This is a genomic window from Rhodoferax sp. (assembly GCF_028688795.1).
In the GTDB taxonomy this organism is placed as follows: domain Bacteria; phylum Pseudomonadota; class Gammaproteobacteria; order Burkholderiales; family Burkholderiaceae_C; genus Rhodoferax.
The window spans coordinates 1-12999 of the sequence record NZ_JAQTXM010000052.1; the positions used below are offsets into that span (position 1 = coordinate 1).

A 12999-nucleotide genomic window follows, 5' to 3' on the forward strand; every position below is an offset into this window, starting at 1 on the left:
GATGATCAAATACTATGACGCCCAGCAATGGTTACGAGAGCGGCAGCCGAAACGGGCAAAATTCCCGGCAGTGCTGGTCGCCATATTCGTTACCCTGCTCACCAGCGCGGTTGCCGGTCTGCTGGTCGGACTCTGTTTCCTCGGGACATTCTGGTACTGGGCCATCGGCATCGCCTGTATCTCTCTGCCATACATTCTGATGGATCGGGTGCAGGTGCGGCTCTATCATGGCTACGTGAAGGGGAAACCATTCTGGACGCTGATCAAATACGCCTACTCCAGCACGGATTATCGCCCCTGCTATGTTCCATGGTGGTACTGGCGCTGGTACTACTGGTGGTAGGAGAATTATTGGTATCCCAAAAGGGCACCTGTTTGGGATGCCAATTGGGATAATATTTCGGTGGCTGTTTTGGATGCCAATTTGGTAGCTAAAATGGGGAACTTTTTGCCACCTTCAGGCAATGCCGCATTTTTGGGTACAAAAATGGTGCCTTTAATGCAGCATTGCCTAGTTGACTGACATGCCACATAGCAATAATTATCCAGATTTAACACCTTTTTCAGGTATATTAGCGGATACTTTGACTGAATCTGCTTCTTGTGTTGGAGAGACAATGATTGTCCGCCCCTTTTCCGATATTCATGCTGAATTCTGGCAGCCCAACAAGATCCCGCGCATTCTGGAGATGGTGATCCCTCCGCTGCCGACAGACAAGGAGACCGTTGCCCTGGTTGCCGGTGACATTGGCCTCGCTCACCGTCAGGAGACCTGGCTCAAGGTTGTCAGCCTCCTCGCCAAGCGTTTTCTGGCAGTCATCTATGTTGAGGGGAATCACTTCTTCTACCACAATGATTTCTTCGGGCGCATCCACGAGCTGAAAGATAAGCTCTCCCTGCCCAAGAATGTCCATTTTCTTGAAAATGAATCGGTTGAGATCAACGGTGTCATATTTATCGGGGCAACATTATGGACAGACTTCCGGGAGAAGGATTTCTTCAAGATGCAGTACGCTCGGAAGAACATGAACGACTTTGTGTTGATCAAAAAGGCTGACGGAACACGGCTCATGCCGGAAGAGACGGTCGATCTGTTTCAGGAATCGAAGCGCTATATATTCGAAGCACTGGCAGCAGCCGGCGAAAAGAAGACTGTCGTGGTGACACACCATGGGGTGTCACCGCACTCCATCCATGAAAAATTCCGGGGAGACAGTCTCAACTGCGCCTTCATGACCGATATCTCCAGCGATATCATCGACCTTGGCCCGGATCTCTGGGTTCACGGCCATACGCACAACTCGTTCGACTACACACTCGGCAAAACCCGGGTGGTGGTAAACCCTTATGGCTACAAGGATGTAGAGGCCAATCCGCAGTATGACAAGCAGTTGATAATCGAATTGACATAACCTTGCTTCACGAAAAGGTTCCCAGAAAAGTTCACTGGAATTACCCAGAAAAATCCGATAATCTATTGTACTGCTGGTACGATTTTGATCATGAAGGTGATTTTGATCATGGCACGATCAATCAAGAAAAATCTCATATTGAAAATTGCTCCGACTCGGAAATCTGCCCCAAAACGGCTTGCTTCCCACAAAGTACGCCATGTTGAGGAACTTGCTTCTGGTGGGGCATACAAGCGTTGTTTCAACTCTTGGGATATCTGCGATGTCCGATTGCGACTAGACAAGACGACTGTCGATAAGCGGAAGAAGTGGGATCGGGTGTTTCTGTGCAAGTAGATCCTTATTGCTTAATGGCGTAATTGGCGTAATTGGCGTATTTTTGGCGCAAATCGGGATTGTTCCCATTAACATTATAATTCGCCATACGACATCATCCCTGAATTGCTGACGTTTGTCCTATATGTCCAATTAATGTCCCGTAATCAAAAAAGGCCGTCCACCAATCACGTAATGTACCAAACATGTCTCATTTCTTCCCTGTGAGAATGTAGTAGCTTCCCCGTTTTTCACCTGCACACAACACCCTTCTGAATATCTCATATCAGTCGCCATTCCCGTCGATGTTCGACAAGGTACTGTTGGGCTGGCCAGAGATCACGGTCTGATGGCGGAATGATGCTGCGGCCGGAAAGGGTTTGCAGGAAGCCGGGAACGTTGGGATCGGCGGCGATCTGGCGCGAGGTGATGACGGCGTAGCTGTCGGACACCCCCATCATACCCTCGTCAAAGGCCCAGTGGCAGAGTTTGCAGAGAGCCATGCCGTTGCGGATGTCGTCGTTCTGGCTTCTGCACCAGGGAACGATATGGGCGGCATCGACCACGGTGTGCTGCTCCGGCGTGATGATCCGCACCCCGCAGAGGGCGCAACGATGGTCATAGGCCTTCACAACAATCCGGCGAAAGCCTTGGTCGCGGGCCGCCGGTCGATAGTTGTCCGCCTCAACGATCTCCTGCACCAGCGGCAGGCGAGCCTGCTCTTCCAGCATCTGACTGTAGTAGAACGCCTCGCGGTTGATGATCGACTGTTCCCTGAGCTGTGCAGCGGCATCCACCGAGAAGCAGGACTGTAACAGGGCTTCACGCAGCGCCTCCCGCCCCTCACCGCTCAGCATGATCCGGAAAAGCCCCTCGTCCAAATTGGCACCCAAGGCGTATTTGCGGAGGTAGGTGACGGAGGAGGTGTTGTTGATGATCGCCGGGGTGATTGTCGTGCCCGGTTGCGGCACCAGTTCCCAGAACGGTTCGCGGTCGAGACGGGAGAAGGGAAAGGCGATGCTGCTGGTCTGTCCAAGGGGGATGATCCGCCGCCAGTAGAGGTTGAACAGCTCGTTTAGCTCCACCAGATCGCCGGTGACGGCAATGAATGGTGTAGTTATGACTCCGCGATGCACCAGGTCCAGCACTGCCAGCAGCAGGAGCGGCTTGTGCGGCGCCTTGCGCTTGGTTACTTCGTTCCACGTCGCGCCGGGGGCGCGGTTGAGAGAGGCGAAGCGTTTTATGGAGGTTGTGAGATCAGTCATCGTTTCTTTCTGGCTGTCATACAATTTGTATCGAGTTGAGACTCGACCCAAATTAGACCCATATGACTCTGGCTCGTTTGGCCCCTTTACGGCCCCTTTACTAGTAGCGTCAACATTCACTGGAAATTGGAACAACTTCGTATCGACGCAGCAATCTGCAATTACGTTGATGCTTCTAAGATATTTGAGCCAAAATTATACGGTTCCACCTGTGCCGGCTTCTTGAATGCCGCCTATTAATGAATATTTCTGAGTCTCATTCGCACGATTCAAATCGACATAAACAGCGGGCTCAAGGGCTTCTTTTTGCCCGAGTGGGTCCTGCAAGATGCTCAACTGGTATTCGTTGATTCCTGAATTGTACAGCCTGTAAATGAAATATTTATTCCTGTTTTCAATTGCCGCCGTTCGTTCGTTGCCCTTCAATTCAATCGATCCGCTTTCATGCTTACGCCCCTTCACTTCGATGAATCGAAGTACCTTGTCTAGGCGTCTACTCGCTCCAGATTTGAATGCCTCCCGCTCCTCGATGCTGGCGAAACTTATGATGTCACAGCCGAACGCGGAAATTCCAGTCAGTTGACCTACCTGAAGCGGGTAGCGGGCCGGTTCGCTCGCTTCTTCGAACTCCATGGCTTTCTTCTCGCAGAACGCGCCGTCAGTTACACGATGGGCTGCCGTATGTTTCCTCGGAGTTCCCGTCGTCTTATTGATTTTCAGATCCTGACGCTTCGGAGCTCCTGAAGGGACATGCGTTGCCTGTTCGACCTGTAACGGGCCGTCACCATTGGGCTGATCGGTCGGGAAAGTTTCCTTCTCAGACGGAACTTCGGGCTTTGCATCACTTATAGGAACTGATGGTTGCTCTTCAGGTTTCGATTCGGGTTCATGAATCGGCAGATTCGTCGGCATGGCGGCAACACGTGCTGCTGTATCGGCACCTCCGAATTCTTCGATGATCAGTTCCATATTTTCATCTGCTTCTCCGCCCCTCATTTTTCTCAGAAGACTTTTTCTGTCTTTTTCCTTGCAGAGAAACATCCTGGCAAATTCGCCACCATCACCGATGCGAAAGATTGACGCGATAGCCGCCCCTACGGAGTCGGCAAGAAGATCAGGGGCTATATCAAGAGGCTCCGCCGGGTCAGCTCGTACATAAATCACATTATTCTCGATCAGCCAGCCCCATACCGGGGGCATAAAATCGAACTCCCGGTCTTCATAGCGGATTACTGCGATCAGTTCGGAACAAACTTTGAGAGATAGAAGTTTCAAGGCGTTAAGATACTGGGTTTGGCTGGTCTGAGACGTGCGCAGGCGGTATAAGAACGGTTTCGCCTTTTGGAAATCCTCATCTCGATTTTCTGCCAGCTGAAAACTTTTCACGCGTTGCTCAATGCCCATACGATCGATCGCCTTAACTCCGAAAATGCGATCAACTTTATCTGAACCGACTCTGAATGGGAGGTCTACTATTTTAAGATTATTCAGCAGGCTGGTCGGCAAACCCTCGGAGTCGGCATGTCGCAACTCAGAAACCGGGTAATAGTCTGCAGTGTCTCCGAAATGTCCCCACATTTTGCCGTTTTTTATGAACTCCTCTCTTGCAGATTGCCCGTGCCCCATCGCAGAATCGGAGGCTTCCAATAGCCAGCGATACAAAGCTTTGGCCTGACGCCCCTCGGGATCACGCTTTGGCATTTCAATAAGACGCGCATAAATGTCATCAAGTTCAAGCTCCGCGAAACTGGTCAGAACGCCCGATCTGCGCCAGCCATCCAGCAGGTCGGCATCCGAAACGCCGAAATTACCCATAGCCTCGGATGAGGGCTTCGGTGGACGCGGAAAAAGAGCCTCAATTGCTCGCTGGCCGATTACGCAATCTCTCGGCCGTAATGCATCCCCCGCATCGTTGGGGATCCAGGCCGAGTTCTCTATCTTCCAACGAAGATAACAGGGCAATGGTTCCTTGTACCTTCTACGAACTCGATCGGAACTGTAGATGCTTGTCAGTTCTGCGTGTGACGATTGCGGCCTGATCCATTGTGGAATGCGCACATCGAGAGCAAGCCATGCGATCACTGCAGCATAATCGGCATGACTGACGATCTCATTCAAGCCGTCAACGGTCCGTACTTTCCTGAGCGAAGCATGCTGCACCTTATCCTTCGATTGAAAAAAATAATCTTCGAATCTGGCAGGGTAGGCTATTTTACTCAGTACATGATCCTTAAATCCTGTATCAGCATCGTCGATTGCTATTTCTCTCGGCCATTCGGCCACCCCCAGCCACGTTAGAAAATCCCTCAACTCACTCGCCTCACCGGGGAGTCCCAATCCTGCAGGTTCAATCAACAGTTTTTCCGGTGCCCAGTTTTCGTACAGAGCTTGCAGAATATTTCCTTGCGCACCGAACCCTTGCCCGAAGTACAGGTTATCTGCAGGAGTAGTCGTCCCTGCCTGATTCGGCAGAGGGAGCGGAGCTTTGTCAGGATATTCCGGCCTCCTACCCGTCTTCCCTTCGGACTGAAACAAAGTATATACCGTATTCCGCAACTCCTTATCGATACTGGGTGACAGTGCCTGATTATCCCGTTTGTGCCGATTCGAAGCGGCGATCAGCCTCCGAATGAGATTGGCCAGCGAATATTCCTGAACACCGAATGACGAGAGTTTTGTCTGAAGATCGCGTACATCTTGCGCTTTAAGCTGGCGCATCAGCTCGATGCGCAATTCATCATGCAGAAATCTAAGTGAAACCCACGACGGGAGAACTGGAGGCACTCCGCTGCTGGGGGCGGGAAATATTCTGACGGAATCCGGCACCGGAATGCCATTGCTGTCCAGAAGCAGAGAAGAACTGTGAGCCGATCTGTCAATGCCGTTTCTGATCAGTCCCGAGATTATTGCCGCTCGATCCTTGATTTGAATATCATCAATACCGATAATCCTGGCCTTCAGATCGGTGCCATTCATTTCGGGCACACCGAGGCTGGTAAAAAACTCTTTTTCGTCCTGCTCCGAATATGAGACTACTTCAGAGAACGAAGCTGCCGGCAGCCACTCGACACTTGCCCCGGTCACCAGACGCGCTTCATGCGGACAGCAGGCAGTACCACCGATAGTCGGGACAACCTTTCGACTCCTCGCAGCAGACATCAACTGCTCCGGAAACTTCTCTCGGGTGAGATCGTTCGGGTAGCTTTTCAAGGGGAGAAGCAGCCGAAAACCGGCATTCGGGCCATTCGGATATGTTTCGGAGCGGATTTCTGCAACAGATGCGATGAATTTCGCCATTTGTTCGAGAACGTAACTGTTGCTGCCGCATTGCTGGGTATGGTTGCGGCTTTGGTTGAGCACCAATGTCGCATGGCAAACCACGGGGAGAGGGAGCTCGATCTCGGTTGGGAAATGAGAGAAAAGAGGTGACGATTTCAACTCGGTCTTGCTTTCGACGTCAGGGACCGCAATCACAATCTCGAAATCCAGCGGACCTTTCTGATCGGAATCCAACTTGTCATCGTGGATTGTCCCCGATGTGCGGTGAACCTTCCACAATCCTAAAGGCTCGTCATTTTGCGTTATCATCGACAGATTTGCATCACCTTCGGATCTCCAGATTCTCTCCGCCCGATCCGCAGTTATGAACCGTAATTCTTTCAAGTTGGAAACGAAGAGAAGAATTTCGGGCCGCAAATTATCAAGCTGCTTACGTGCCGCATCGAAGGCATTCGGCTGATCGAACGGCATACCTACGACGGTGTCATATCCGCCTTCGCTCCAGAATTTGCATCGTTCCAGAATCAGCTTTTCGGCAGCACCGCCAGCCTGATCATCTAATTGCCCGGTTTCGCTGTAGCTTGGAAAAGGAAGAAGAGGGAGGATGAGATCGTTTGTATCGCCTCTTTCCTCAATAACCCGATCGGCGAGCTCCTGACTGTCGTTTATCAGCTCGGACAGTATCCGCTCAGAAAATGACCGATTGTATGAGATGCCGAGTGCGCCGCTCAGAATGATGGGGGAACGCGACCAGTTCAGGATGGACCGGAATCCCAATCCCTTGTTGCCGATAAATTTTCTACGCCTGCGCCATTTCGGACTCAGGTTTGCCGTTGCCAGGGACAGAATCCCGCCGACGGAGAACGTCGCTCCCGTATTGGCGACAATAAGACCCTCCGGCAGCAGTTCCAGAACTACGCGTCCGGCAACTTGGCTTTCCTGAGCCTGATCCGCAGCGTTCTGAAGCAATTCCAGAATCTCGCGGCCTTCATAGTCTCGGGTGATTTCCTTCTCATGCCTGTATTCCGCAATAAGATTTGCCGGTTTGGCCAGATAGGAATCACGTGTTTTGCGCTCTTCTCCGGAAAGCCAGACGAACCACTCTTCCGCAGAGCCCGGTATCCATGAATCGTTAATGACAGTATCTTTCATTGTCAGGTAATCATCTCGATTTTCAGCCTGCAGAAGGCAGTCCGTATTTAACCGCGAAGTCTTCGATCCAATGCCCGTGTTGCCCCGATTCGCGAATCGCGGCCACAGCTTCCTGAACGCTGATCGCCGCAATCCGGTCATGATACGCCTCCGGTACGAATTTCATAAGAAGCGGCATCAGTCCGCGGTTGGTTCCATTTGTGCCCTTACAGTAAAAGACGGGGCTTCTGTCGTCGAAGAGCAGAACGAAGACTCCGTCATATTTCAGACTCATCAGAACTTCTCTGAAAAACTGGTAATGATTTATCAGCGGGCAGAGCTTTTCACTTTTCATCAGTTCCGTGAATCCGAACTCTTCCAGCATGTCAAGGTAGGTACGCTTGATATGGTGCAGATAACAGCTCGATTTGTCATGATACGGATTGCTGCCGTCACAGTCTCCGGCGATGAATACCGAGCAGCTGCCGAATTCATGCTCGCTCAGTTTCCCTTCGATAAAGATCCTCGGCACACCTGATTCGTCATTTAAGACAAAATCGAGCGATGTCGGCTGCCCCGAATCTTCATTGAATACCTTTCGGTCCGAAAACTCGAACTTGCCTGCAAATTTCCCTTGCGGTACGGATAATCGACGGGAGCGCATCAGGTCTACGAGAATGTGTTCGGCCGACTCCACCACAAGCGGCCCGAGGAGGTTGAAAAGCATGGCCTGACTGCTCAAACCATGGTGGATGTATTTGTGCAACGGATACGGCTCGCTGCGCTGCTCATGGGTTCTTTGTTCGGATTCGACGTAATCTGCAACGCTATCGAGAATGATGTTTCTCCGCCAGTTTTGCCAGTTATCCAGGCAATACGGCATTTTCGGATGTGTTGGCATCCCTTTCGCCGAAAACCAGTCGCCTGCGGCGGTCTTAAGGATTTTCTTGAAATTGTCATGCCTGGGATACGGCCAAACTTTTGCCATTCTTTTGCTGTTCATCACAATACCCTCATCACAACCTTCAGATCACTTCGGTGCGCACAAAACAGCAATAAAAGAGACACCGTCCAGCCAAAACTATTCAGTATCTCGCCTTCAGCACGTCCCGCAGCGGCAGGATGCGAGGATAGGGGGAGGTTCTGCCGACATTGACGACCGGTTTGTTCCTCTCGTCCGACTCGAACCGCTCAATCTCATCCATCAATATCCTGCTGTCCCACGGTTGAGATGATGTGTCGGGATTCTCAGCCGTCTTGAACAGAGCATAAATCTGCTCGTCGTCATCAGCCCCGGCGGCAGCCTGCCAGGAGGCGACTCCTTTTCCTTTCGCATGACGCTCCAGTACAGCCCGTAATTCCGACTTTGTGTAGATCCTGAAACCTGGTTCGCGCAGCTTCAGCATCCCCGTTGCGAATACTGTCGCGTTGGCGTGCAGAATGACGGATCGCACCATTGCCAGATTTGGATGAATATGCAACGCGCCGCGCCTGCTTCCAAGACGGACATAGTAAAGACCATCCTCATCACGGGCAAGGTCGAGCTGGGCATCATTCCCGTACCACGCGATCAGCACCATCTCTTCCGCCGGAGGCAGCGCCCGGAATTCGCTGCCGTAAATGTCCGACTCCGGCAATACCAGTGCCCCGTAGCTGACCGGCTGCTCTTTCGCGGTATATGCTTCCGCCAGATGGTAGGTGACCCTTTCCCTGGCCGTGGTGCGGTTGGCGAGATGGTTTATAACATCGTCGAGGAACTTCGAGACCGCCTCTATCCCGGCCGCTTCTCCTTCAGCACTGGGACGGACGGCGAATGCTCCCAGCCCCGGCAACACCTCATGATAGCCGTTATACCTGACGTCGTCGCCGGGATTGCCCGGGTACAGCACATACGCCCCCGCGGTACGCCGCACGGCATCCCTGTAGGCATGCATTTTCAGAAGATCGGAATACTTAGCCGCAGTCCGCTCGCCGGCCGACTTGTCCGCACCGCTTTCAAACGCATCATCGTCGGCCGTATCGCCGAGCAGTTCCCGAACGCTGTCGACGCGGTATTTCGCGTCAAAGTGAATGTGCGCCATCAGCTCATTTCGCTCGGCATCCTCTCTGGAATATTCCGCCGGCCAGATGCTGATCGTGTAATCCGGCTGAACGCCTCGGCTCCAGCTGCCCGCCTTATCTTGATCATGACGCCGGCAGAACTTTCGGTTGAAATGAAACTCGGCATTCAGCCGGCGGCTTGCGGTATTCGACCAGGTACCGGCGACAGGAGTCCTCAGTTCGACCCCGCGTTTCAGCATCAGTTGCGGAGGAGCTTTCTCCTTGTCCACGATGATCGAGTGAAGCGGTTTATCGCAGGAGAACCTCTGTCTGAAGAGTTTTTCAAGCTGAAAGAACAGCCAGTATTCGTAAAGCGTTGCCACGTTCCGGGCTCCCGCTTCGAACACATCGGCGGAGCCTTCCCAGGACAGCTGCGCCCCGGCATGGAACTGCAGCCAGAAATGCAGCAGCTCGCGATAGCCTGACTTGCGCTGCAGTGCGGGACTGCCGAGCGGCACGACCGCTGGCGGCGAGATTTCGGGCAGAAATCCCCGCCCCAGTTGCGTTTCCAGCATGCCGCGCAGTCTGTTCGCATCACCCAGCAGCCGCCGTGTTTCTGGCTTGTCGATATCCGCCGTTCTGCGGGTCAAGTGAGAGGCCACATCGGCCAAAAAGTCGCGGAATTCAGACAGAACCATTTTGACGAAGCGGTTTTCGGCTGTATCTAGAAAATCGGTGCGTGACTGAACGGAAACCTTGGCGGGTAGAGAGCGGATGCCTGCGCTGCGGAGCGGGTGTCCCTCCGGAACCTCTACGCGGCGTGAGGCGACGGCGATCTGACGGGCAAAGTCTCTGCCCGGTTTGAAAGGGCGAGAAATGTCCCTTTCTTCCCGGTTGTCCTCAAGCCGCCGGTGTGGATTGCGGAGCACTTCATCGATAGCCGAGCGGAACGGCGATGATTCCAGGGTATAGCGCAGGAATTCCAGCTGCTGTTCAATGATATGGTGATTATCACGCCAAAGTGTATCCAGTTTTAGGCGAGTAGGTGCGCGGCAGTCCATGAGCAGGCCGGCGCATATTTTTGAGATGCAGGTCAGCATCCCCCGATAATGCTCGCGGTAGCCGAGCTTGACGGAGCGGACTTCGATGCTGCCACGTGCCAAGGGTCTGTCAGGATTATATCTGCTGATGACAGTCAACGGGAGCAGACCGCAATAATCCTGCGGCTCGATCAGGCCGCGATCAGATTCTACCGGACTCGGATGAACGCATCTGTCTTCAAGTAGAGTGAGCTCCAGTGGCTCTCCGCCAACAGGCTTCAAGCGGTACTCATAACGGCCGCGTTCACGCAGCTGCAGGCGCTCTTCGCTGTTCTGCCTCGCCTCGTCGCCGGAAAGCATTATCAGCGATCTCTGCTGAACGATGTGCGGTTCTTTCACCGCTGGGGTTAGGGTCGCGATTTTCACCGTCGCCAGCAGCCGGCCTTCCGGTGTCCGGCATTCGACCTCTCCGTATGGGATCGGCTCAGCAGTCACGCTATGCCTCGGCGAACGTCACGAACTGATCGCGCACCAGCTTGCGCCACATGCGCATCACCTTGTCGAAACTTAACGGATAGCGAGCGGCTTTTGAAGGGTCAGTGGGATTGATCTTTACAAGTGCATCCCAAAGCTTCTCAGGGTAGTACTGCGCATCATTTTGTGCCTGGCTGGCCTGCCTGATCTGCTCAGCAAATTCTTTTGTCCCACGATCTTGCTCCTTGTCGAAGCAGGCCCAGGCGAGCGCCCACAGCAGACCTTCCAACTTCGACCGGGAACCGTGAAGTTTCGGTAGAAACTTCTGCACGACAACAGCGTCCATGGCGCTGTCGAACCAGTCGACGCTCCCCTCGGAGTATCCGCCGAGCTGATTGTAGAAATGAATGAAACGGGCGGCCTCATAGCTGGTGCGATAGCCGAATTCGGCGTTATGCTCCCGTAGCAGGTTGAAAAACAGCATCATCTCACACTCATAGTTGCCTTTGACAGCGGTAGGCACCTCCCGCCCTTTATCGGCGGCAGCTTCGACAAATCCGCTGCCGAAAGCGACACCTTTCCCGTCCAGCTCTTCAAGCCTTGGAGCCTTGGGAGAGCTGAGAAAAGCCTGCAGGTCGTCCGATTCCAGTTTGAACTCGATGACATTGGCGCGGTCCAGCACTTTGGGAGAGAACATGTAGGTGGTTTCGTCGATATTTACTGTGCCGATGATGAAAAGGTTCTCTGGTAGGCTCAGTTTGCGATCCAAATTCGATCCGTTGATTTTACGCTCACCGTCTTCATGCAACGGAATCTCCTCGCCAGACTCGATTGCGGAAAGGATGTCGGCAAAATAACGCTCCACATGGGAAAGGTTCATTTCGTCGAGGATCAGAAAATGAGGTATTGCCGAGTGTACAGAATCAAGGGCATGGCGTACCAGTTCCAGAGCCGGCTTGGTTACATAGGTTACGTTGTCCAGACCGTACGGATAACCGAGAATATTCTCAGTGCCGGTCCAGTCGGCGCCCACAGGCACAAGAGCATAGTATGGATTTGAATTCTTTCCTTTGGAATGGTCGGCCTCATTCATCCAACCCGGATCGGGGGTGATCCAACGGGCAAAGGCTTGAGCTATTTTAGTTTTACCGGATCCGGCGAGGCCAGTAAGAATAAGAAGCTTTTTTGCTAATAAAGATGAAGTAAAACGGCTATTTATTCCCTTATCAGTTTTAAGCCCTACAACTTCAGTATGACTTTTGAACTTATTTAATAAATCTATCAAATAAACAGGTTGTAAAATTTGTTCAAAAACGTAATTAACTCTAGCAAGCGATCCATCTAAGATAAAAACCTCTTTAGTTCTGTTTGAAGGGTTATTCCAATCTGCTGCATCAAGAGAAAATAGCTCGTAAGATGATTGCTCACGTCTATGAGCAATAATTAGCCATTTGTTTTCTGGCAAATGCAAACGTAGGCATTCAAATCCCCTAAGCTGAAGTCCCGGATTCTGCCCATTCCTGTCCACAGTTCTCACTACATCCAATTTGTCTTCTATCCAAGAACTGTCAGAATTATCAATACACTCTCCCCATATTTTGCACTTTATGAACAGGTGATCATTTTTATGAATATGAACAGGAACATTTAAAGTTGGGAAAAAGTCATCCACTGGACTCCTTCCAGTAGGCAAGGTTGGGCCGTATGTTAGGTCGATTTGATCCTTGTTTGAAGCACCACCACGTAATGCTTTTATTACATCTGTTCCCTTAATTTGTATTGCTAATGCGCTATCAATATCATGGAATGAAAATATGCCAGAATCAGCCCCAGGATACTTGCTCTTAAGCGTTTCAATCAAATCATTAAGGCTCATAAATTTCACCCATTCTCCATTAGATTTTCTATCACTGCCGCTGCCATATTGACTGGTACGGCATTTCCGATAGCTTTATAAGCAGATATAAACGGAATTGACAGTGATCTTATCTGTTCTGCATAGGCATCAGGAAATCCCTGCAATCGGAGGGCTTCAAGTGGAGT

The 12999-nt window shown here is 51.9% G+C and carries 8 protein-coding genes; 2 read left to right on the forward strand and 6 right to left on the reverse strand.

Features of this window, described 5'->3' with window-relative positions; genetic code table 11:
- Positions 1-343 (forward strand): hypothetical protein (locus PHQ58_RS21975; protein ID WP_300115710.1); only part of this gene is annotated, 343 nt, incomplete at its 5' end.
- A gap of 181 nt (positions 344-524) precedes the next feature.
- A complete protein-coding gene (locus tag PHQ58_RS21980; RefSeq protein WP_300115711.1) occupies positions 525-1412 on the forward strand; it encodes a metallophosphoesterase in 888 nt (295 codons plus the stop codon).
- Positions 1413-2008: 596 nt separating this feature from the next.
- On the opposite strand, the gene PHQ58_RS21985 is transcribed toward PHQ58_RS21980, so the two are convergent.
- From PHQ58_RS21985 to PHQ58_RS23720, 6 genes are all read right to left on the reverse strand, one after another.
- Positions 2009-2992 carry an HNH endonuclease gene (locus PHQ58_RS21985; RefSeq protein ID WP_300115714.1) on the reverse strand — a complete coding sequence of 328 codons (984 nt, stop codon included), beginning with the start codon at positions 2990-2992 and terminating at the stop codon, positions 2009-2011.
- A gap of 195 nt (positions 2993-3187) precedes the next feature.
- The gene (locus tag PHQ58_RS21990) at positions 3188-7423 is read right to left on the reverse strand and encodes a DUF3883 domain-containing protein (protein ID WP_300115716.1); all 4236 of its coding nucleotides are present in this window, start codon (positions 7421-7423) and stop codon (positions 3188-3190) included.
- 22 nt (positions 7424-7445) lie between these two features.
- On the reverse strand, positions 7446-8405 hold the full coding sequence (locus PHQ58_RS21995) for a hypothetical protein (protein ID WP_300115717.1): 960 nt from the start codon (positions 8403-8405) through the stop codon (positions 7446-7448).
- An 82-nt stretch (positions 8406-8487) separates the two neighbouring features.
- Complete coding sequence (locus PHQ58_RS22000; RefSeq protein ID WP_300115718.1) at positions 8488-10977, reverse strand: DUF2357 domain-containing protein; 2490 nt, start codon at positions 10975-10977, stop codon at positions 8488-8490.
- A gap of 1 nt (position 10978) precedes the next feature.
- Entirely contained in the window at positions 10979-12841 is a 1863-nt protein-coding gene (locus PHQ58_RS22005; RefSeq protein WP_300115720.1) for a hypothetical protein, read from the reverse strand.
- Positions 12838-12999: DNA cytosine methyltransferase (locus PHQ58_RS23720; RefSeq protein WP_367187360.1), on the reverse strand; the 162-nt coding region annotated here is incomplete at its 5' end. The genes PHQ58_RS23720 and PHQ58_RS22005, both read right to left, overlap by 4 nt.

Coding starts and splice junctions, on each gene's coding strand:
- PHQ58_RS21980 (WP_300115711.1), top strand. CDS start 525: ATGCCACATAGCAATAATTATCCAGATTTAACACCTTTTTCAGGTATA.
- PHQ58_RS21985 (WP_300115714.1), bottom strand. CDS start 2,992: ATGACTGATCTCACAACCTCCATAAAACGCTTCGCCTCTCTCAACCGC.
- PHQ58_RS21990 (WP_300115716.1), bottom strand. CDS start 7,423: ATGAAAGATACTGTCATTAACGATTCATGGATACCGGGCTCTGCGGAA.
- PHQ58_RS21995 (WP_300115717.1), bottom strand. CDS start 8,405: ATGAACAGCAAAAGAATGGCAAAAGTTTGGCCGTATCCCAGGCATGAC.